At 65.3% G+C, this 19,012-nt stretch carries 20 protein-coding genes and 1 pseudogene; 10 read left to right on the top strand and 11 right to left on the bottom strand.

The features are described 5' to 3' along the window. Positions 1–16: 16 nt before the first annotated feature. From FJ956_RS20720 to FJ956_RS20710, 4 genes and pseudogenes are all read right to left on the bottom strand, one after another. Positions 17–1,609, bottom strand: a pseudogene (locus FJ956_RS20720) (DUF4166 domain-containing protein); the annotation flags it as partial. 119 nt (positions 1,610–1,728) lie between these two features. Next, positions 1,729–2,175 (bottom strand): thiol-disulfide oxidoreductase DCC family protein, encoded by a 447-nt coding sequence (locus tag FJ956_RS20715; RefSeq protein ID WP_140681054.1) that lies wholly within the window; start codon positions 2,173–2,175, stop codon positions 1,729–1,731. Positions 2,176–2,226: 51 nt separating this feature from the next. Then, the gene (locus FJ956_RS31045) at positions 2,227–2,352 is read right to left on the bottom strand and encodes a hypothetical protein (RefSeq protein ID WP_281405626.1); all 126 of its coding nucleotides are present in this window, start codon (positions 2,350–2,352) and stop codon (positions 2,227–2,229) included. A 2-nt stretch (positions 2,353–2,354) separates the two neighbouring features. Then, positions 2,355–2,501: a hypothetical protein gene (locus FJ956_RS20710; RefSeq protein WP_140545780.1), complete on the bottom strand. Its 147-nt coding sequence runs from the start codon at positions 2,499–2,501 to the stop codon at positions 2,355–2,357. A gap of 398 nt (positions 2,502–2,899) precedes the next feature. On the opposite strand from FJ956_RS20710, the gene FJ956_RS20705 reads away from it, so the two are divergent. From FJ956_RS20705 to ligD, 3 genes are all read left to right on the top strand, one after another. After that, complete coding sequence (locus tag FJ956_RS20705; protein ID WP_140681056.1) at positions 2,900–3,406, top strand: ferritin-like domain-containing protein; 507 nt, start codon at positions 2,900–2,902, stop codon at positions 3,404–3,406. An 81-nt stretch (positions 3,407–3,487) separates the two neighbouring features. Next, positions 3,488–4,351: a Ku protein gene (locus FJ956_RS20700; RefSeq protein WP_140681058.1), complete on the top strand. Its 864-nt coding sequence runs from the start codon at positions 3,488–3,490 to the stop codon at positions 4,349–4,351. Between the two features lie 12 nt (positions 4,352–4,363). Further along, positions 4,364–6,865 (top strand): DNA ligase D, encoded by a 2,502-nt coding sequence (gene ligD, locus FJ956_RS20695; protein ID WP_140681060.1) that lies wholly within the window; start codon positions 4,364–4,366, stop codon positions 6,863–6,865. Positions 6,866–7,072: 207 nt separating this feature from the next. Here the strand turns inward: ligD and FJ956_RS20685 are convergent, their stop codons facing one another. Beyond that, positions 7,073–7,747: a winged helix-turn-helix domain-containing protein gene (locus FJ956_RS20685; RefSeq protein ID WP_140681064.1), complete on the bottom strand. Its 675-nt coding sequence runs from the start codon at positions 7,745–7,747 to the stop codon at positions 7,073–7,075. Positions 7,748–7,917: 170 nt separating this feature from the next. Here FJ956_RS20685 and FJ956_RS20680 point away from each other — a divergent pair, with 170 nt between their 5' ends. After that, positions 7,918–8,286: an NIPSNAP family protein gene (locus FJ956_RS20680; protein WP_140681066.1), complete on the top strand. Its 369-nt coding sequence runs from the start codon at positions 7,918–7,920 to the stop codon at positions 8,284–8,286. Further along, the gene (locus FJ956_RS20675) at positions 8,283–8,627 is read left to right on the top strand and encodes an antibiotic biosynthesis monooxygenase (RefSeq protein WP_140681068.1); all 345 of its coding nucleotides are present in this window, start codon (positions 8,283–8,285) and stop codon (positions 8,625–8,627) included. The genes FJ956_RS20680 and FJ956_RS20675 overlap by 4 nt, the downstream gene beginning before the upstream one ends. A 182-nt stretch (positions 8,628–8,809) precedes the next feature. Here the strand turns inward: FJ956_RS20675 and mbfA are convergent, their stop codons facing one another. Next, positions 8,810–9,793, bottom strand: coding sequence for an iron exporter MbfA (gene mbfA / locus FJ956_RS20665; RefSeq protein ID WP_140681072.1), 984 nt, complete (start codon positions 9,791–9,793; stop codon positions 8,810–8,812). A gap of 178 nt (positions 9,794–9,971) precedes the next feature. Here mbfA and FJ956_RS20660 point away from each other — a divergent pair, with 178 nt between their 5' ends. Further along, on the top strand, positions 9,972–10,295 hold the full coding sequence (locus FJ956_RS20660; RefSeq protein ID WP_140681074.1) for a hypothetical protein: 324 nt from the start codon (positions 9,972–9,974) through the stop codon (positions 10,293–10,295). Between the two features lie 314 nt (positions 10,296–10,609). Continuing rightward, complete coding sequence (locus FJ956_RS20655) at positions 10,610–11,584, top strand: threonine/serine dehydratase (RefSeq protein WP_140681076.1); 975 nt, start codon at positions 10,610–10,612, stop codon at positions 11,582–11,584. A 235-nt stretch (positions 11,585–11,819) separates the two neighbouring features. Here FJ956_RS20655 and FJ956_RS20645 read toward each other — a convergent pair whose 3' ends face one another. Genes FJ956_RS20645 through FJ956_RS20630 form a run of 4 tightly spaced genes read right to left on the bottom strand, consistent with a single transcriptional unit; the run spans position 11,820 to position 15,524 of the window. After that, positions 11,820–12,956 (bottom strand): ABC transporter permease, encoded by a 1,137-nt coding sequence (locus FJ956_RS20645; RefSeq protein WP_140681078.1) that lies wholly within the window; start codon positions 12,954–12,956, stop codon positions 11,820–11,822. Beyond that, positions 12,953–13,873, bottom strand: a complete 921-nt coding sequence (locus FJ956_RS20640; protein ID WP_140681080.1) for an ABC transporter ATP-binding protein — start codon at positions 13,871–13,873, stop codon at positions 12,953–12,955. Before FJ956_RS20640 ends, FJ956_RS20645 begins: the two co-directional genes overlap by 4 nt. After that, on the bottom strand, positions 13,870–14,823 hold the full coding sequence (locus tag FJ956_RS20635; RefSeq protein ID WP_140681082.1) for an HlyD family efflux transporter periplasmic adaptor subunit: 954 nt from the start codon (positions 14,821–14,823) through the stop codon (positions 13,870–13,872). Before FJ956_RS20635 ends, FJ956_RS20640 begins: the two co-directional genes overlap by 4 nt. Further along, the gene (locus tag FJ956_RS20630; RefSeq protein WP_140681084.1) at positions 14,820–15,524 is read right to left on the bottom strand and encodes a CerR family C-terminal domain-containing protein; all 705 of its coding nucleotides are present in this window, start codon (positions 15,522–15,524) and stop codon (positions 14,820–14,822) included. The genes FJ956_RS20635 and FJ956_RS20630 overlap by 4 nt, the downstream gene beginning before the upstream one ends. 90 nt (positions 15,525–15,614) lie before the next feature. Here FJ956_RS20630 and FJ956_RS20625 point away from each other — a divergent pair, with 90 nt between their 5' ends. Beyond that, positions 15,615–16,088 (top strand): CYTH domain-containing protein, encoded by a 474-nt coding sequence (locus FJ956_RS20625; RefSeq protein ID WP_140681086.1) that lies wholly within the window; start codon positions 15,615–15,617, stop codon positions 16,086–16,088. Beyond that, positions 16,085–17,017 carry a CHAD domain-containing protein gene (locus tag FJ956_RS20620; RefSeq protein ID WP_140681088.1) on the top strand — a complete coding sequence of 311 codons (933 nt, stop codon included), beginning with the start codon at positions 16,085–16,087 and terminating at the stop codon, positions 17,015–17,017. The genes FJ956_RS20625 and FJ956_RS20620 overlap by 4 nt, the downstream gene beginning before the upstream one ends. Positions 17,018–17,201: 184 nt before the next feature. On the opposite strand, the gene FJ956_RS20615 is transcribed toward FJ956_RS20620, so the two are convergent. After that, a complete protein-coding gene (locus tag FJ956_RS20615) occupies positions 17,202–17,987 on the bottom strand; it encodes a helix-turn-helix transcriptional regulator (protein WP_140681090.1) in 786 nt (261 codons plus the stop codon). A 113-nt stretch (positions 17,988–18,100) separates the two neighbouring features. On the opposite strand from FJ956_RS20615, the gene FJ956_RS20610 reads away from it, so the two are divergent. Next, positions 18,101–18,952 (top strand): ATP/GTP-binding protein, encoded by an 852-nt coding sequence (locus tag FJ956_RS20610; RefSeq protein ID WP_140681092.1) that lies wholly within the window; start codon positions 18,101–18,103, stop codon positions 18,950–18,952. Positions 18,953–19,012 lie beyond the last annotated feature (60 nt).

Here is a 19,012-nt window from a genome sequence, read left to right as displayed (position 1 = left end):
ATATCTCGACATGGAAGCGGAAGCGGCCGTCCTCGACGGTTTCATATGCGTTCGAGCGCGGGCAAAGCCACATCGGCAATGGCAGGCCGAGAAAGCTCCAGCGCCGCAGCACGAGCGACAGGCGGTCCTCGCCCGCCACCAGCGCCATGGCGAAGGTGAGGGGGCCGAAGCGCTCGCAAAGCAGCCGCTCCGAGCGGCCACGTCCGGCAAATTGCCGGCTCGAAAAACCGTGCGTTCCGAAAGTCCGCGTCCAGGTTTCGCCTTGCCCGTCGGCAGCGAAACGCACCTTGATGGGGACATCGGCCGCGCCAGGCGGGAAGCCGGCCATGCGAGCGGCAAGCCGGCTAAGAATGCCGCCGCCGCGTTCGACGCTGGCGCGCCCATCCGCCATCGCCGCTCCGTCATGCATGGCGCGGATTTCAGTCGGAAGGCTTTTCCACGCATCGCCGAGCAGATCGGGATAGAGCGCCTTCCCTTTGCCGGAGTCGTCTCTGAAGCCGGTATAAATCGTCTTGCCGGCAAACAGCGCTTCATAGTCCGCGAGCTCGACGTCGCGCACCGCCGCCCGGGCGCCAGGCGCGGGCATACGGCCGTCGAGCGCCTTGCGGACGATCGCCTCGACCGCCATGGACGGAATCAGCGGCCCGTCATCGCCCTCGGCCAACAGGTGCCACGATCGTTTGTTTGGTCTGCCCTCTGTATCCACGCCGTCGACCTCGACGAACATGCCGCCGCGATGCTCGCCCCATGACAGCCGGTTGGTCGCCCAGTGCATCAGCGGCGCCAGCGGCGACAGCGATCGCACCAGGCCGGCGCGGACCAGCCAGGCCAGGCCGATCAGCGCGCGGTGCAGCACCTCGGGCACCGGCCCGGCGCCCATCCAGATCGTGCTCGCTTCCGGCCACAGCGCCTGCAGCGCGCGCAGGTCCGGCACGTCGACCAGCGAGAACAGCGTGTTCCTCACCGGCACGCGCCCGGGCGGCGCGATCGTGTAGCGCATCTGCTCGGTGAGCGGGTAAACCTCGGCAGGCCTGCCGCCGCGCTGCAGCCGCACCGGCCGGCCGGCATAGCTCGCGATGGCGCGGATGACGTTCTCGCCGACGCCGGCGAAAGGCGACGGCGCGATGCCGCCGCGTATAGTGTCGACGCGCGCCATGTCGGCCGAAAGATGCCGCACCACGGCGGCCGTCAGCACCGGAAAGCTCGACACGCCGGACAGCACGACGACGCCGGCCGCCCTGGCTGACGCATCGAACGCGGATACCCCGGCGACGAAGTCCGAACCGTCGGCAAGGTCGAGATAATGGATGCGCGCACCGATACAGGCTTCGACCAGCCGGTAGCGCCCCTCGCCATATGCCTGGAACGGACCGCTGGCGTCGACGACGATGTCGGGCAACATGCCGGCGAGTTGTGCGCCAAGGTCGCCGTCGCGGTCGAACGTCGCCGGCACGAGCCTGGCCTTGGTCGTGCCGCGCTCTTTGCAGTAAGCCTCGGCCTTGGCAAGCGACCGGCCGGCGACGATGAGCGCGAGGCGCGGTTCGTTCTCCAGCAATTGGACAATGCGTCCGCCGAAGGTGCCGTAGCCGCCGACGATGAGAAGCTTCATGCCATGCCCCCAAGCCAATCCTGCCGACAGGGCGTTTCACGGAAACGGTGAAACGCCCTATCTCTTTGTTTTTACGCAATTCCGGACGGAAAACCGCTCACACTTTTCCTGGAATTGCTCTAGCCGATCAACCGCTCCCGCAACTCGGCCGAAGGAATGTCGCAACTGTCCTTCCGGCCGAACAGCGCGTAGCGGTTCTTGGCGACGCGGTCGTAGAGCCAGTCGCGCAGCGGCCGCGGCAGGATGAGCAGCGCCTTCGCGGCGCGCCATGGCCAGCCGAGCGCGGCCATGACGGCGACGAAGCTGTCGAGCTTCGTGAAGGCCGCGCCGTCGATGATGGCGAGGTTGCTGTCGTAATCGTCGGTCGGCAGGCCGTGCTCACGAAACAGCGCCTCGCCGAGTGGCGATTGCGCCGTGGCGAAGCGGAAGCGTTTTTTCCGGTCGAGCTTGAGGATGAGCCGGACGAAGCCCGAGCAGAACACGCAGACGCCGTCGAAGACGATCAGCGGCTGGCTGGCGTCATAGGCCTGGCGCGGCAAGGTGGGACGTTCGGGCAGGTCGGTCATGGCGGCCCCGGCTGCTTGTGCCTTCAGACACTAAGCCAGCCGGCGGCGGCGTCAAAGTCGCGGCGTTGTCGCACGCCATGTGGCGGCGAGCGCAAGGCGTTCGCCGCGATAGGTGGTGGCGCGCTGGTCGGCGGCCGGCCGGCAGATGCGGCCATGGTGGGCTCGTTCGCGGATCATGATCAGTTCGCGCCGACGCCCAGCGAGTTGCCGCGACGCGCGCAGGCCGGGCCCGGACCGCGCATGTAGTAGCGCTCCGGCCGATAGGTCGGCGCGACGAATTCGCGAATGGCGGCGGCGTAGCCGGCGATGTGATTCCAGAAGTTCATTTTACCTGGTCCCTGTCCCGCTTTCGGATGTCTGTCCGAATTGTTCGAGAGCATAGCGTCGAGGCGTGAATAGTCGGTGAACGTGATGTTAATTTCTGGTCCGAAACACGTTGCTTCGTGGCGGGATTGCGGCTGATTCGGGGTCTTTCGGCGCCTTTTGTCGCGATTCCGCTCCGTGTGACTTTTGCATCACATATGTTTCGTTCCGATGTCGCTTGCGCGCGCATCTGTTTCACGTTCGGCCAGCGACAAGGAATTTCCTTTCGCGCGCCTGGGCGGGCAGGAACCTGTCACGGAAGACAACGTTGACCCCGCAAGGCCGGGGCGAGCCCGGCCGTGTTGGCGGCTGTCCCGCCGCGCAACTTCCCGACAATGCGAAACATGGAAAGGCAACCGCCATGGGCTTCTTTTCGAAAGACATCAAGACGCTGGACGACCTCTTCATCCACACGCTGCGCGACATCTATTATGCGGAGAAGCAGATCGAGAAATCGCTGCCGAAGATGATCGACAAGGCGACCGATCCGCAATTGAAGGCCGGCTTCGAGAAGCATCTCGCGCAAACCAAGGGCCACATCGAGCGGGTCGAGCAGGTGTTCGAGCTGCACGGCGTCAAGGCCAAGACCGTCAACTGCCCGGCCATCGACGGCATCCTTGCGGAGGCCGACGAAGTCAGCGGCGATGTCGACGACAAGGAGGTTCTGGACGCCGCGCTGATCGCTTCCGCCCAGGCCGTCGAGCATTATGAGATAACGCGCTATGGCACGCTGATCGCCTGGGCCAGGCAGCTCGGCCGCAGCGACTGCGCCAACGTGCTGGCCAAGAACCTCAAGGAAGAAGAGGCGACGGACCGCAAGCTCACCGAGATCGCGGAAAGCAAGGTCAACATGCTGGCCGCCGAATAGCAGGCTGCGTGGCCAGCCCTCCCGGAACCCAAGCGAACCCCTGTCCGTTGCGATTGAAACCGCATCGCGCAGGAGTTCGCAATGGCACCACGTCCGGCCTGGAAGGGCTATCTCAAACTGTCGCTGGTCACCTGCGCCATCGAGCTCACCAACGTCGTGACCCATGCCGAGAAAGTCTCGTTCCGTATCCTCAACCGCAAGACCGGCAACACCGTCAAACGCATCTATGTCGACGCCGGGACCGGCAAGCCGCTCGAAGAGGGCGACGAGATCAAGGGCTATGAGGTGAGCGATGGCGATTTCGTCCATATCGAGGAGGACGAGATCGAGGCGGTGCAGATCGAATCCTCGCACACGATGAGCCTCGACGGCTTCGTCGAGAAATCCTCGATCGAGCAGATCTACCTCGACACGCCCTATTATGTCTCGCCGGCCGACAAGGTCTCGGAGGAGGCCTTCGCCGTCATACGCGACGCCATGGCGGCCAGGAAGATGGCCGGCCTCGCGCGCATCGTGCTTTATCAGCGCGAACGCCCGGTGGTGATCGAGCCGCTCGGCAAGGGCATGGTGCTGACCACGTTGCGCTATGACGACACCGTGCGCCGACCGGCGACGGTGTTCGAGGACATCGCGGCGGCCAAGACCGACAAGGACATGATCGACCTCGCCCAGCACATCATCGACGGCAAGAAGACGAAGTTCGACCCCTCGAAATTCGACGACCGCTACGAGGACGCGCTGCTTGAGCTGATCCGCGCCAAGAAGGCGGGCAAGAAGGCGCCCAAGGCCAAGGCGCCGCCCAAGCCGTCCAATGTGGTCAACCTGTTCGATGCGCTGAAGAAGAGCCTCAATGCGGAAGGCCGCGGCAAAGCGGGCAAGTCTTCAAAGCCTTCGGCGCGGCGGCCGAAAGCCAAAGCGTCCGCGCCAAAACGCAAATCCGCATAGGAGAATGGCGGCATGGCCGGCCTCGAGCAATATCACGCCAAGCGCGACTTCAAGAAGACCGCCGAGCCGGCCGGCAAGGTCGGCAGGCAAAAGCAAGGCGGCGGCATCTTCGTCGTCCAGAAGCATGCCGCGACGCGGCTCCACTATGATTTCCGTCTGGAGCATGACGGCGTGCTGTGGAGTTGGGCGGTGACGCGCGGCCCGAGCCTCGATCCGCATGAGAAGCGGCTGGCCGTGCATGTCGAGGATCACCCGATCGACTACGCCTCCTTCGAAGGCACCATTCCGAAGGGCCAATATGGCGGCGGCTCGGTCATCGTCTGGGACGAAGGCAAGTGGATGCCGGATGGCGATCCGGCCAAGGGCATGAAGAAGGGCCATATCGACTTCGAGCTCGAGGGCCACAAGCTCAATGGCCGCTGGCATCTGGTCAGGCTGAGGCCCCGCCCGGGCGAGAAGCGCGACAATTGGCTGCTGATCAAATCCGACGATGCCGCCGCCCGGCCCGGCGAGGATGTTCTCGAGGAGGAACCGAAATCGGTGAAGTCGGGCCTGACCATCGAGGAGGTGGGCGAAGGCAAGGCCGCCAGGGGCGAGAAGCCGAAAGTCTGGCAATCCAACAGGCCGGCTGCCGCCAAGGCCGGACATGGCAAGCGTCTCGAATTCATCGAGCCGCAGCTGGCGACGCTGGAGAAGGATGCGCCCGCCGGCGAGGATTGGCTGCACGAAGTGAAATTCGACGGCTACCGCATGCAGGCGCAGATCGCCGGCAGCGATGTGAAGCTGCTCACCCGCGCCGGTCTCGACTGGACGGACAAATTCGATGGTCCTGTCACCGCCGCGCTTGCCAGGCTGAAATGCCGCGACGCCATCATCGACGGCGAGATCGTGGTCTTGGCCGACAGCGGCGTGTCGTCCTTCCCCTTGCTGCAGGCGGATCTGTCGGCCCGACGCGCCGACCGCTTCGTCTACTATGTCTTCGACCTGCTGCGGCTCGACGGCAAGGATCTGCGCCGCGAACCCTTGGTCGAACGCAAGCAGGCGCTGGCCGAGCTGCTCGGCGAGGAGCCCGACCATTCGGGGCTGCGCTTCAGCGACCATTTCCACGAGCCGGGCAAGGTCATGCTGCAGCATGTCTGCCGCATGGGCCTGGAAGGCGTGGTGTCGAAACGCGCAGACGCGCCCTACCGCAGCGGGCGCGGGCTCTCCTGGATCAAGTCGAAATGCACGCTCAGGCAGGAATTCGTCATCGGCGGCTATCTGCCTTCGGACAAGACCGGGCGCGGCCTGCGCTCGCTGCTGGTCGGGTTCAACGAAGGCGGCAAGCTGCACTATGCCGGCCGTGTCGGCACCGGCTTTTCCGGCAAGGTGATGACCGATTTGAAGACGAAGCTCGACGGCCTCAAGGCGAAGGACTCACCGTTCTCGGGCGCCGTGCCCAAGGGCAAGGGCCTCACCTTCGTCAAACCGGAACTTGTCGGCGAAGTGGAGTTCCGCAGCTGGACTTCCGACCGTATAATCCGCCACGCCTCGTTCCAGGGGTTGCGCGAGGACAAGCCGGCGGAGGAAGTCGTGCAGGAACAGCCGAAGAAGGCCAAGGCCGAAAGCGAAGCAAAACCGAACGCAAAGACGGCGCCGAAGCCCCCGGCCGGAACGGCGAAGACCTCGATAAAGCTCTCGCATCCCGACAAGCTGCTATGGCCCGACGAAAAGGTCTCCAAGCAGGACCTGCTCGATCACTACGCGCTGGTCTGGCCGCGCATGGCAGAATTCGTCGTCAACCGGCCGCTGAGCCTCGTGCGCGCGCCGGACGGCATCCACGGCCAGCGCTTCTTCCAGAAACACGCCTCGCCCGGCATGAGCGACAAGATCGCCAGGATGAAGGATCCGACCGACGGCGAGGAAATCCTGTTCATCAAGGATTTCGATGGGCTGGCCGCGCTTGTCCAGTATGGCGTGGTCGAGGTCCATATCTGGGGCTCGACGATCGATCAGCTGGAAAAGCCGGACCAGATCATCTTCGACCTCGATCCGGACGAAGGCGTCGATGTCAGCCGCGTGCGCGAGGCGGCGCTCGACATCCACAAGCAGCTCGACGAGCTGTCGCTGCCGAACCTGGTCAAGACCTCAGGCGGCAAGGGCTATCACGTGCTAGTGCCGCTGAAGCCGTCGGCCGACTGGGACGAGGTCAAGGACTTTGCCCATGACTTCGCCCGCGCGCTCGAGCAGGCCGCGCCCGACCGCTATACGGCGACGCTGTCGAAGAAGGCGCGCACCGGCAAGATCTTCGTCGACTATCTGCGCAACGGCAGGGGCTCGACCACGGTCGCGCCCTATTCCTCGCGCGCCAAGAAGGGCGCGACCGTGTCGATGCCGGCGACCTGGCCCGAGATCGAGAAGGGCTTGGCGCCGAACGCTTTCCCGCTTGGCGATGAGACGACGCTGGCACAGCTGAAGAAGGCCGATCCGTGGAAGGAGTTCTTCAAGCTGGGGAAGCCGCTGAAGCGGGGGTGATTTCAGCGCCGAGGGACAGCACCCCCCTCTGTCCTACCGGACATCTCCCCCGCAAGGGGGGAGATTGGGTGTCACGCCGGCTTTCGCCAATCTCCAACGTTGGAAGGAGAGTGCCGTCGGCAAAGCTGCTGATCTCCCCCCTTGCGGGGGAGATGCCCGGCAGGGCAGAGGGGGGTGCTGTCCCGCCAGCATTGTGAGATTGTCCGCCTAGGAGAGAAACACCCTCTCGAACGCCTGCCTGCCCGTCGGCGAGAACACCACGGCGCGGCTGTCCTTCTCGCGCCGGGCCCATTTCTCGGCGATGATCTTGTCGAGGATGGCGGCGCCCAGCGTGCCGGCGAGGTGCGACCGCCGCACGCTCCAGTCGAGGCAGGCGCGGCACACCGGCCGCCGTGCCTTGGCATGGGTCTCGATGCCGAGCGCGGAAAAATGCGAGACGCCGGATGGCGAGAGCCTGATCTGGTTGTCGTCGCGCAGCAGCAGCTTCCTGTCGAAGAGCCGGTCGAGCATCGCCACCGCCTGTTCGCCGGCCAGATGATCGTAGCAGACCCGCGCCACGCGCATGGCCGCGTCGCGGGGTCCCGGCCGCACGCGCTTCGGGCCGACCGCTTCGGCGACGCCGATGATCGCCTCGATCATGCCGGCCACCTGCGCGCCGGCGAGACCGTAATAGCGGTGCCGGCCCTGGCTGGCCAAGGTCAGCAGACCGCCATCCATCAGCTTCGACAGATGCGAGGAAGCGGTGGGCAGCGATACGCCGGCTTCCAGCGCCAGTTCCGACGCGGTCAGCGCCGTGCCGCCCATCAACGCGTTCAGCATATTGGCGCGAGCCGGGTCGCCGACCAGGCTGGCGATGCGGGCGATGTCCGGTCCTTCACGCATGGTTCGATCCTTATCGAAGCATTCCCGTCAGGGAAGCACTATTGTCGGGTCATCTCAAGCAGCGCGGCAAACTCTCCTGACAGGAAGATGCCTAGCACAATGACGCAAGCGATGTTTCGACCGGGACCGAACCGTCGTCGTCGAAAAACCTACCATACGAGGAGACCGACATGGCCATCACCTGCTTCATCCGCTACGAGATCGATCCGTTCGGCAAGGCGGCGTTCGAGCAATATGCGCGCGCCTGGGGCCAGGCCATTCCGCGTTGCGGCGCCGAGCTGATCGGCTACTACGCCCCGCACGAAGGCTCGGCCACCACGGCCTATGCCGCCTACAACATCGAGAGCCTCGCGGCCTATGAAGCCTATCGCGCGCGGCTTGCCGCCGACCCCACGGCCAAGGCAAACTACGAATTCGCCAGGCGCGAGAAATTCATCCTCAAGGAGGACCGCGTCTTCCTGAAGCTGGTGTCCGGCCCCCATGGTCCGCGGCAGGTCTTTCGCACCGACGTGGTTGTCAAGGAAGGGATAGAGGCATGATCGCTGTTATCTTCGAAGTGGAGCCGGCGGAGGGAAAGCGCGATGCCTATCTCGGCATCGCCGCCGAGCTTCGGCCGTTGCTCGACGGCATCGACGGCTTCATCTCGGTCGAACGCTTCCAGAGCCTCGTCGATCCCAGGCGGGTGCTGTCGCTGTCCTTCTGGCGCGACGAGGAAGCGGTGAAAGCCTGGCGCAACACCGAGGAGCACCGCCAGGCGCAAAAGGCCGGGCGCGGCGGCATCTTTGCCGGCTACCGTCTGCGCATCGCCCATGTCGTGCGCGACTACGGGATGGAGGAAAGGGCCGAGGCACCGGCGGATAGCCGCGCGGTGAATGGTTGAAGCTACACCTTCTCCCCTTGTGGGAGAAGGTGTCGCCGAAGGCGACGGATGAGGGGTGTTCCAGCTTGGCGATGCCGGAGGAGACGGCACGTTTGCCGGCGTCTCACTCCGCTGGAGCACCCCTCATCCGTCTCGGCGCTACGCGCCGATCCACCTTCTCCCACAAGGGGAGAAGGAGAAGGCTACGCATTCCCGATCAGCACGCCCGCCCCGAACACCAGCGCGCCGCCCAGCACCACCTGGAAGGCGGCGCGCCAGAAGGGGGTCTGCATGTAGCGGTTCTGGACGAAAGCGATCGCCCAGAGCTCGAAGAACACCACCACCGCCGCCACGGCGGTGGCCGTCCAGAAGTGCGGGATGAGATAGGGCAGCGCGTGGCCGAGGCCGCCCAGCGAAGTCATCAGGCCGACCGTCAGCCCGCGCTTGATCGGCGAGCCGCGCCCCGACAGCTTGCCGTCGTCGGAGGCGACCTCGGTGAAACCCATCGAGATGCCGGCGCCGATCGAGGCGGCGAGGCCGACCAGCAGCGTCTGCCAGGTGTCGTGCGTGGCGAACGCCGCGGCGAAGATCGGCGCCAGCGTCGACACCGAGCCGTCCATCAGCCCGGCCAGCCCGGGCTGCACATAGGTGAGGATGAACTGGCGCTGTTCTGCCGTCGCCTCCTCCACCTTGACGGTTCCCGGCACATGCTGCTGCTCCAGTTCATGCGCTGAGCTCTCATGGCCCTGCTCGGCCACGGCGAGGTCGTCGAGCAGCTTTCGCGTCGAGGCGTCGGTGGTGCGCTTGGCCGCCTCGACATAGAAGCGATAGGCCTGTTGTTCCATCGCCTCCGCCTGGCGCCGCACATGCTCGATGCCGAGCGGCTTAACCAGCCAGTCGGGCTTGCGCTCGAAATAGCCTTTCACATGCTCGCGCCGGATCAGCGGGATGCGCTCGCCGAAGCGCTTGCGGTAAAGCTCGATGAGCGAATCGCGATGGCCGTCCTCTTCCTCGGCCATCGCCTCGAAGACTTTTGCCGATTGCGGAAAGTCCTGCGCCAGGCCATCGGCATAAGCACGGTAGATGCGTCCGTCATCCTCCTCGGAAGAGATCGCCAGCGCCAGGATCTCCTGCTCCGACAGCGAATCGAACGAACGGCGGCCGAAGCCGAAAACACGGGAAAGCATGATGGGATCACTCTAGTTTAGAATTATTCTAAACTAGGATCTTGGCCGCCGGACGTCAATTGCGAACGGCAAGGCCGCACGCGCGAAAGAGTGATCCAGCGGAACTCGACGAGCTCTTCATTATTACCGAATGTTAGCCTATATAACGGTCAACAACCGAAATTGAAGGAAGCCCGGCATGACGGACAAGAAGCCGCCGCACACATTCGATGCGAAGCCCGTTCTGGATCTCATCGCCACCATCGAGGCCGACCTGCAGCGCCTGAAGGCGCTCGTCGAGGAACAGCTCGAAAAATTCGACCCGGCCAACCCGCACAACAAGACGCCGGACGGCAAGCTGACCGAGGAGGGCGCCGAGTGCTGCTACCGCATGTTCGACGAAGGCAAGTCGCGCTACACGGTTTCCCAGCAGATGAAGATATCCTTCGCCGCCGCCACCCACCGCTTCAACTCCTGGCGCAAGCTGGGCGGCAGCAAAAGGACAAAGACGCTGCTGGGGTGAGCCTGCGCTTTCGTCATCCTCGGGCTTGACCCGAGGATCCATGCCGTGACCTCGACCGAAGGATGCGGCGGCTCAGAACAAGCGTCTCGATCCGATGTGAACGCTGCCCAGTTCTGACCTGCTTTTGCATGTCACAGACGTTACGGCATGGATTCCAGGGTCTGCGCGCGTCGCTCTGCTCCTTGCTACGCCCTGGAATGACGAAGGTGATAGCCGGCGCACCACCGCCAACCTTGTCTCCGTCACATTTTTTCGTTGGCGCGCCGCCTCGGTTTGCGTGCACCATGGAATGCACTCAGATCACGAGGCCCCCCATGACCACCCTCCCCGGCATCTCCGACATCCGCGCCGCCGCCGAGCGGCTTTCCGGCCTGATCGTCGAAACGCCGCTGATTGAATCGCCCGAGCTCAACAGGCGCTATGGCGGCCGCATCCTGTTCAAGCCCGAGACGCTGCAGCGCACCGGCTCGTTCAAGATCCGCGGCGCCTACAACAAGCTGTCGAGCCTGAGCGAGGAGGAGCGCGGCCGCGGCGTCGTTGCCTTCTCCTCCGGCAACCACGCGCAAGGGGTGGCGGCCTCCGCCGCCATGTTCGGCGTCAAGGCGGTGATCGCCATGCCGGCCGACGCGCCGGCGCTGAAAGTCGGCAATGTCCGCAAGATGGGCGCGGAGGTGGTGCCGTTCGACCGCTTCAAGGACGACCGCATGACGGTCGTTCGCCCCTATATCGAGAAGGGCATGGTGCTGGTGCCGCCCTTCGACGATCCGGCCATCATCGCCGGCCAGGGCACGATCGGCCTGGAGCTGATGAAGCAGGCGAAAGCCCTCGGCGCGGCGCTCGATGCCGTCGTCGTGCCTTGCGGCGGCGGCGGCCTGTCGAGCGGCATCTCCGTCGCCGTCAAGGACGCTTCGCCGCACACGCAAGTCTGGGCGGTCGAGCCGGAGCATTTCGACGACACGCGCCGCTCGCTGGCCAAAGGCGAGCGGGTTTCGAACGAACCCGGACACGTTTCGATCTGCGATGCGCTGCTCACCGCCGAACCCGGCGCCATCACCTTCGAGATTAATCGCCGGAATCTCGCCGGCGCCATCGCCGTCTCCGACAAGGCCGCCGCCCAGGCGATGCGCGACGCCATGGCCCATCTCAAGCTTGTGGTCGAGCCCGGCGGTTGCGTCGCGTTTGCCGCGCTCTCCTCCGGCGAGATCGACCTCGCCGGCAAATGCGTTGCCGTGGTGCTGTCCGGCGGCAATGTCGATTTCGGCACCTATGCGGAAATCATGGCGGCGTAAGAGTACACACGGGAGGCGCCGCGTTCCTTCGCGCCCCCCTCTGTCCTGCCGGACATCTCCCCCACAAGGGGGGAGATTGGCAGCTCTGTCGCCGGCGCCTTTCCTGCAACGTTTGAGATTGGCGAAACCCGGCGCGACATCCGATCTCCCCTCTTGTGGGGAGATGGCCGGCAGGCCAGAGGGGGGCGCTGTCCCGCCAGCTTTAGGCTCTTGTGCGCAAGGTCTTCCGTGCCTATCAGTCCAGCGTTCGCCTGAAGCGCACCAGCGCCACGCCGGCAAACAGCGCCACGAACACCACCAGCCAGCCGATCTCCGTCGCCACCGCCGGCAGCGCGGCGCCCTTCAGCATGACCGCGCGGGTGATGCGCAAAAAATGCGTCAGCGGGAAGATCTCGCCGAAAGTCTGCGCCCAGCCCGGCATGCCGCGATACGGGAACATGAAGCCCGACAGCATGATCGAGGGCAGGAAGAAGAAGAAGGTGAGCTGCAGCGCCTGCATCTGCGTGCGCGCGATCGTCGAGATCGTGTAGCCGAGCAGCACCAGCGACAGCACGAACACCAGCACGGACGACAGCAGCAGCGACAGCGACCCCATGAAGGGAATGGCAAACAGGAGCTTCGCCGCCGCCAGCACCACCACCACCTGCACCGCCCCTACCACCAAGTAGGGCAGCACCTTGCCCATCATGATCTCGAGCGGGCTCGACGGCATGGCCAGCAGGTTTTCCATCGTGCCGCGCTCGGTCTCGCGCGTCAGCGCGATCGAGGTCATCATCACCATCGTCATCTGCAGGATGACGCCGAGCAGGCCGGGCACGATGTTGTACTGCGAGATGCCTTCGGGATTGTAGCGCCGGTGCACGACGACATCGAGCTGGCCGCGCGCTGCCTCCTTGGCCGCTTCCTGCGTGCCCTGCGCCCTGAGCAGCGCCTGGCTGGCTATGGTGCCGAGGGTCGAGATGGCGCCGCTGGCCACCGCCGGGTCGGTGGCATCGGCCTCGATCAGGATCTGCGGGTTGTCGCCGCGCTCCACCCGTCGGCCGAAATCGGCGGGGATTGTGACGACGAAGGAGACGTCGCCGCGCGCCATCAGGAACTCGGCTTCCTCGGCACTTTGCGCGACACGGTCGAAGCGGTAGTAGCCCGTCGTCTGCAGCGCCGAGACCATGGCCCGCGTGTAGGGGTCGCTGCTGGTCGCCACAAGCGCTGCCGGCAGGCTCTTCGGGTCGTTGTTGATCGCATAGCCGAACAGCACCAGCTGGATCAGCGGCACGCCCAGCATCATGGCGAAGGTGATGCGGTCGCGCCGCATCTGGATGAATTCCTTGATCAGCAGCGCGCCGAGCCTGGCGAAGGAGAACACCGCGTTCATGCCATGTTGTCCTTCGAGCCGGACATGAACTGGATGAACACATCCTCGAGGCTGGTCTCGCCGGGCTTCACCGTGACGCCCTTGTGCTCCTTCTCGACATCGGCGAGCGCCTTTTCCAGCGCCGCCTTGTCGGAGCCGACGACATGCAGCGTCGCGCCGAACGGCGCCACCTGGTCGACGCCGGGCCGGCCCTCCAGTGCCTCGGCCACCTGGTCGAGCCGCGGCCCCTGCAAGACGAAAGTGGTCAGCCCGGCATTCTTCACCACCTCGTCCACGGTGCCGGTGGCGAGCATCTTGCCGTAGGAGATGTAGCTGATGCGGTGGCAGCGCTCGGCCTCGTCCATGTAGTGGGTGGAGACGAGCACGGTCAGCCCGCCGGCGGCGAGGCGATGGATCTCGTCCCAGAACTCGCGCCGCGCCTTCGGGTCGACGCCGGCCGTCGGCTCGTCGAGCAGCAGCAGCTTCGGCTCGTGCATGATGCAGGCGGCCAAGGCCAGCCGCTGCTTCCAGCCGCCGGAAAGCGTGCCGGCCAGCTGGTTGCGGCGGCTCGCCAGGCCCAGGTCTTCCAGCGTCCTTGCCACATATTGCTCGACCGGCCTCAACCGGTAGAGCCGCGCCACGAATTCGAGGTTCTCGCCGATCGTCAGGTCCTCGTAGAACGAGAATTTCTGCGTCATGTAGCCGACTTCGCGCTTGATCTTGAGCGCGTCGCTGCGGATGTCGAAGCCAAGCACCGTGCCGTCGCCCTCGTCCGGCGTAAGCAGCCCGCACATGATGCGGATGGTCGTCGTCTTGCCCGAGCCGTTCGGCCCGAGGAAGCCGACGATCTCGCCTTCGGCCACCGTCATCGTCACATGGTCGACGACGGTCTTGTCGCCGAAGCGCTTGACCAGACCGCGGACGTCGATGGCGTTCATTGCCCGAGATCCGCGAGATCGACATCGACGATCTGGCCGGGCTGCAAGGGCCCGGCATTGCCGTCAGGCCGCGCTTCGACCAGATAGACCAGCTTCTGCCGGTTCTCCAGCGAGTAGATCACCGGCGGCGTGAATTCCGGATCGGGCGAGACATAGCTGACGCGTGCTTTGAGCCCCGTCCCGCAGCCGTCGCAATGGACGTTGAGTTCGGTGCCGACCTTGACAGACGAAAAAGCGCTTTCCGGCACATAGACGCTGAGCTTCACGGCGCCGTCCGGCAGCACCGAGATCACCGGCGCGGTCGGCCCGGCTGTGTCGCCGGGATTGCGGATGACGTCGTTGACGCGGCCGGGCGAGGGCGCCGTCAGCACCCGCTTCGACAGCCGCCACTCGGCCTGCTCCAGGGTCGACCGCGCCTGCTTGACCTGGTTGTCGGCGGCCTTGATGGTCTCGACCCGCGCCGGCAGGTTGCCGACGGCGAGATTGGCTTCCGCCTGGCCGACCTGGGCATTGGCCGTCTCCAGCGAAGCCGAAGCGGTGTCGTAGTCGGCCTGGGTGCCGGTGCCCCGCTTGTAGAGGTCGCTCGCCCGGTCGTATTTGCGCTTGGCGTCGGCGGCCTGGGCTTTGGCCATGTCGACCTCGGCCTTGAGCACCGCGATTTCCTCGGGGCGCTTGCCGACCTGCAGGTCGGCAAGCTGCGCCTGTGCCTGCGCAAGCGCGGCTTTAGCCTGCGCCACCTCGATCTTGGCGTCGGCGTCCTCGAGCGTCGCCACCGCCGTGCCGTTCTCGACGCGATCGCCGCGCCGGACCGTCACCGTCGCCACCTGGGCCACTTCGATCGGCGCCATCAGCACATATTCGCCTTCGACATAGCCGACGGCCAAGGGCGCCGCCGGCGCGCAGGCGCCGAACAATTGGGCCGCGAGCGGCAGCGAACAGAGAAAGCTCATGATTTGCCCTTCTTGCCGGCGCGCGCATCGCGCGCCGCCAGCATTGCCCTGAAATTGCCGGTCGTGACCGCCACCACCTTGGCGGCCTCTTCATTGCCGATCTCGCGCCAGCCCATCCGGCGCATCACCGCCTCGCGGCCGATGCGGAAATAAATGACCTGGCCGATCATGGTGAAGACGGTGAGCTTGGTCGCTTCGCTCTCGGCCGGTTCGCCGGTCGCCTGTTCCCAGATATGGCACAGCCGCCGGTGCGCCGGCTCGAACACGCCGGCATAGATGCGGTCGAGCGCGGCGGTCGGGTGCGAGAGCTCGCGAAGTACGAATTGTACGATCTCGCCCGCTTGCGGACTGGCCACGACGAAGCCCGCCATCCGCTCGAGCGCTATGAAAAGCTGGGCCCGGGCTGCTTCCGGGTCCAGGGGCGCCGCTGCTTGCACGCCGCCCAGCGCCTGGCCGGCGATCCCCTGGATGGTGTCGACGATAAAATCGGCGGCGGCGGCGCGCAGGCCTTCCTTGCCGCCGAAATGATAGGCGATGGAGCCGATATTGGCTTTGGCCTCGGCCGCGATCTCGCGCGTCGAGGTGCCGTCGAAACCTTGCCGCCCGAACAGCTTGAGCGCGGCGTGCACAAGCGCCGTTCGCGTCTGCTCCGCAGTGGTGGCCTCGCGCGGCTGCCTTTTCAGGCCTGAGTGCTTGTTCATGGGTCAACTTTAATCAATCGATTGATTAAAGTCAAATTTGACCTCGGCTCGGCTTGCCTTCTCGACCCTCACAGGCTTTAGTGCCCGGCCATGGGCAAGGAAGTCGAGCGTAAGTTCCTGGTCTCCGGTCCGGCCTGGCGCGACAGGGTCGAGGCGGAAATCCGCATTCGCCAGTTCTATGTCGCCGCCCAGCCCGGCCGCACGGTGCGCGTACGCATCAGCGACGGGCGCTCAGCCAGGCTGACGCTGAAGTTCGGCGACAGGGCGCGCGAGCGCGACGAGTTCGAATATTCGATCCCGCTTGCCGAGGCCGAGGAATTGATGGGGTTTGCCATCGGACGTGTCATCGAGAAGACACGCCACCATGTTAGACACCGCGGCTATCTCTATGAAGTCGATGTTTTCGGCGGAAAGCTCGCGGGGTTGGTGATCGCGGAGCTGGAGACGCCGGAGGACGTATCTGACGAAATGCTGCCCGACTGGCTCGGTCGCGAGGTCACCGGCGAGTCGAGATTCTACAACGCGTCGCTGGCCCTCGGGGGGATTCCGGAGATCGCCGCATGAGCTTCCGCATCGATCCGCGCTTGCCGCTGACCGGCGAGGTCAGGCGCATATTGGCCGACGAGATTGGCAAGGCAATCGCCCATCTCGAGATGGCACGCGAGAAGCCGGAGCAGGGGCTGCACAAATGCCGCAAGCGGCTGAAGAGCGTGCGCGCCTTGCTGCGCCTGGTTCGTTCCGGGGACGAACCGTTCTGCCAGACCGAGAACGAATGCTATAAGCAGGTATCGGCGCTGCTGGCCGGGCCACGCGAGGCAACCGCCTTGATCGAAACCGTCGATCGCCTGGCCGATGCCTTTCCGGAACAATCCGCCGGCGGCGGTCTCGATCCCGTGCGCGAGCGGCTGGTGCTGCGCCAGCATGAGCTCCATGCCGGTCCCGGCCTCGACGCCGCCATCAATGCGGCGACCGCCGCTTGCCGGGAAGGCCTGGAGCGCATCGACAGGCTGGCGCTGCCCGACCAGCCGGAACAGGCCGCCGACATCCTCGCCGACGGCGCCCGCGCCATCTTGCGGCGGGCGAAGAAGGCGCTCGACAAGGCGGAGTCGCGCGGCGAGGACGAGGATTTTCACGACCTGCGCAAGGCGGCCAAGACGCATTCCATGCATCTGTCGCTGCTCGGCCGCCTGTGGCCGACGCCGATCAAGGGGCGCCGCAAGGCGGTCGACAGGCTCGGCGAGCAGCTCGGCGAATTGCACGACGTCTTCGTCATGCGCGCCCTGCTCGCCGCCGAAGGCGAGCCGCTCGGCTCCGCCGAGGACACGAAGCTGCTGCGCAAGCTGCTGAAGCGCTCCGAAAAGAGCCTGACCAAGGCCTGCCTCGCCGATGCCGCCGAGCTGTTCGGCGACAGTCCGAAACGCTCGGCCAAAAAGCTCGCCCGCAAGGCGCGCGACGATCTCGCCGGACCGCAGGAAGAAGCGAAAGCGGCTTAAGGTCTTCCCTTCTCCCCTTGTGGGAGAAGGTGGATCGGCGCGCAGCGCCGAGACGGATGAGGGGTGCTCCAGCTTGGCCAACGCGCTCGTCTAAAGCCGCAATCGCCAACGTTTCATTCCCTGGAACACCCCTCATCCGTCGCCTTCGGCGACACCTTCTTCCACAAGGGGAGAAGGGACAGAGCTACGCCGGCAGCGCCCGTTTCTCCTTCGCCGCTCGAGCGCCCGCATCCCTCGGATGCGGACCGATCGGCATGATCGCCGGAAACGGCGTCGCGCCGAAAGCAAAGGTCCATTTGTAGCCGGTGAGCTGGTCCTCCGGCGTGGTGTGCTGGTCGTGATGGGCAAGCAGCCTGGCGCGCTCGGCGAGCTCCTCGGCCTCTCGCCGCAGCATCTCCGCCGTTTGCGGCCGCATGCGCCTGGAAAAGCTGATGAAGGTCGCGCCCTGCTCCATATGGCCGATCGCCCAGCCGACAAAATTCTTGTTGGTCATCTCGAAATGCCGCTTCAGCGGTCCCTCGAAATCCCACTGGATCGGCGTGTCGACGAGCAGCCTTGCCGAGAGGCCGCGCCCCAGCGCCACCAGCCCGAGCTCCTCGAGATCGCGCAGATAGAGGAACATCGAAGCCTCGCTCAGGCCCTGCGAGCGCATGATGCCTTCGGCCGTGAATTTCTCCGACAGCATGATGAAGACGAAGAGCAGCGCCGGCCGCGCCGCCAGGCGGCGCTCGATCTCCGGCCCGACGCGGTTGGCCGGTCCCGGTCCCCGGTTCATCGCGCCGAGCACGTTCTCCAGCTCGACATCGGCTGCGGCGCAGATCTCCATCAGCCGGTCGAGCTTGCAGTTCCGCTCATGGAAGATGCGCTTCACCGTCGGCTCGGAAATGCCCATGCGCTCGGCCAGCGTCCGGTAGGTCAGGCCCTTGGCCTTCAGCGTCCGTTTCAGCGCCTCGAAGATCGGGCCGTTCATGGAATGCGCCTCATTCATCCGTTTTGGTATCGAAGAACGATACTAGTCTTGTTCCGGCTTCCGGGAAAGTATCGAAAATACTAGCTCTCCGCCGTCATTACAGGAGAGTACCCATGAAACGTCTCATCGCCTCAACCGTCGTCGCAACGATCGCCGCATCTGTCGCGCAGGCCGGCGAGCTCTGGCGCGCCACCGGCTTCGAGCAGCCGGAATCCGCGCTTGTCGATGCCGCCCACGACCGCATCGTCGTCTCCAACATCGCCGGCAATCCCGGCGAGGCGGACGGCAATGGCTACCTGTCGCTCCTGTCGATGGACGGCAAGGTCATCGCCCGCCACTGGGTGGACGGCATGGACGCGCCCAAGGGCATGGCGATCGCCGGTGGCAGGCTCTACGCCGCCGACATCACCAAGGTGCGCATCGTCGATCTCGCCAGCGGCAGACTGGTCGAGACAATCGACGTGCCCGGCGCCGTGTTCCTCAACGACATGACCCAGGACAGCGCCGGCAAGGTCTATGTCAGCGACATGCTGGCCGACACGATCTACCGCATCGACGGCGACAGGCCGGAATTGTTCGTCAAGGATGCGCTGCTTGCCTCGCCCAATGGTGTGTTCGCCGATGGCGGCAGGCTGATCGTCGCGTCCTGGGGCAAGGGCATCAACAAGACCGACTTCAGCACCGCCGAGCCGGGCGGCTTGCTGTCGGTCGACCTCGCCACGAAGAAGGTCACGCCCCTGCCGGGCGCTCAAGAATTCGCCGACCTCGACGGCGTCATCGCCATTGGCGACACCATCTACGCCACCGCCTACATGACCGGCACGCTTTACAGCTACAAGCCCGGCGGCGCGCCGGAAGCGGTGGCGCACTTCAAGCCCGGCAGCGCCGACATCGGCACCGACGGTGAGAAGATCTTCGTGCCGCTGATGGGCGAAGGCGAGGTCGTAGCGCTGTCGCTGGATTGAGCCACGCGGCTGTGGAGAAGCCTTGAAATGCCGGCGGGGCAGCGCCCCCCTCTGGCCTGC

The sequence above is a fragment of the Mesorhizobium sp. B2-4-3 genome, from assembly GCF_006442815.1.
Classification (GTDB): Bacteria; Pseudomonadota; Alphaproteobacteria; order Rhizobiales; family Rhizobiaceae; genus Mesorhizobium.
The sequence above is the reverse complement of the archived record's forward strand: the minus strand, read 5'-3'. Positions and strand labels throughout refer to the sequence as shown.

Bases quoted from the DNA above. Each gene is read 5' to 3' on its own strand.
- FJ956_RS20655 (WP_140681076.1), top strand. From the start codon at position 10,610: ATGACCACCCTCCCCGGCATCTCCGACATCCGCGCCGCCGCCGAGCGG.
- FJ956_RS20640 (WP_140681080.1), bottom strand. From the start codon at position 13,873: ATGAACGCCATCGACGTCCGCGGTCTGGTCAAGCGCTTCGGCGACAAG.
- FJ956_RS20675 (WP_140681068.1), top strand. From the start codon at position 8,283: ATGATCGCTGTTATCTTCGAAGTGGAGCCGGCGGAGGGAAAGCGCGAT.
- FJ956_RS20700 (WP_140681058.1), top strand. From the start codon at position 3,488: ATGGCACCACGTCCGGCCTGGAAGGGCTATCTCAAACTGTCGCTGGTC.
- FJ956_RS20705 (WP_140681056.1), top strand. From the start codon at position 2,900: ATGGGCTTCTTTTCGAAAGACATCAAGACGCTGGACGACCTCTTCATC.
- FJ956_RS20715 (WP_140681054.1), bottom strand. From the start codon at position 2,175: ATGACCGACCTGCCCGAACGTCCCACCTTGCCGCGCCAGGCCTATGAC.
- FJ956_RS20685 (WP_140681064.1), bottom strand. From the start codon at position 7,747: ATGCGTGAAGGACCGGACATCGCCCGCATCGCCAGCCTGGTCGGCGAC.
- FJ956_RS20710 (WP_140545780.1), bottom strand. From the start codon at position 2,501: ATGAACTTCTGGAATCACATCGCCGGCTACGCCGCCGCCATTCGCGAA.
- FJ956_RS20645 (WP_140681078.1), bottom strand. From the start codon at position 12,956: ATGAACGCGGTGTTCTCCTTCGCCAGGCTCGGCGCGCTGCTGATCAAG.
- FJ956_RS20615 (WP_140681090.1), bottom strand. From the start codon at position 17,987: ATGAACGGCCCGATCTTCGAGGCGCTGAAACGGACGCTGAAGGCCAAG.
- FJ956_RS20680 (WP_140681066.1), top strand. From the start codon at position 7,918: ATGGCCATCACCTGCTTCATCCGCTACGAGATCGATCCGTTCGGCAAG.
- mbfA (WP_140681072.1), bottom strand. From the start codon at position 9,793: ATGCTTTCCCGTGTTTTCGGCTTCGGCCGCCGTTCGTTCGATTCGCTG.
- FJ956_RS31045 (WP_281405626.1), bottom strand. From the start codon at position 2,352: ATGATCCGCGAACGAGCCCACCATGGCCGCATCTGCCGGCCGGCCGCC.
- FJ956_RS20620 (WP_140681088.1), top strand. From the start codon at position 16,085: ATGAGCTTCCGCATCGATCCGCGCTTGCCGCTGACCGGCGAGGTCAGG.
- FJ956_RS20625 (WP_140681086.1), top strand. From the start codon at position 15,615: ATGGGCAAGGAAGTCGAGCGTAAGTTCCTGGTCTCCGGTCCGGCCTGG.
- ligD (WP_140681060.1), top strand. From the start codon at position 4,364: ATGGCCGGCCTCGAGCAATATCACGCCAAGCGCGACTTCAAGAAGACC.
- FJ956_RS20635 (WP_140681082.1), bottom strand. From the start codon at position 14,823: ATGAGCTTTCTCTGTTCGCTGCCGCTCGCGGCCCAATTGTTCGGCGCC.
- FJ956_RS20660 (WP_140681074.1), top strand. From the start codon at position 9,972: ATGACGGACAAGAAGCCGCCGCACACATTCGATGCGAAGCCCGTTCTG.
- FJ956_RS20610 (WP_140681092.1), top strand. From the start codon at position 18,101: ATGAAACGTCTCATCGCCTCAACCGTCGTCGCAACGATCGCCGCATCT.
- FJ956_RS20630 (WP_140681084.1), bottom strand. From the start codon at position 15,524: ATGAACAAGCACTCAGGCCTGAAAAGGCAGCCGCGCGAGGCCACCACT.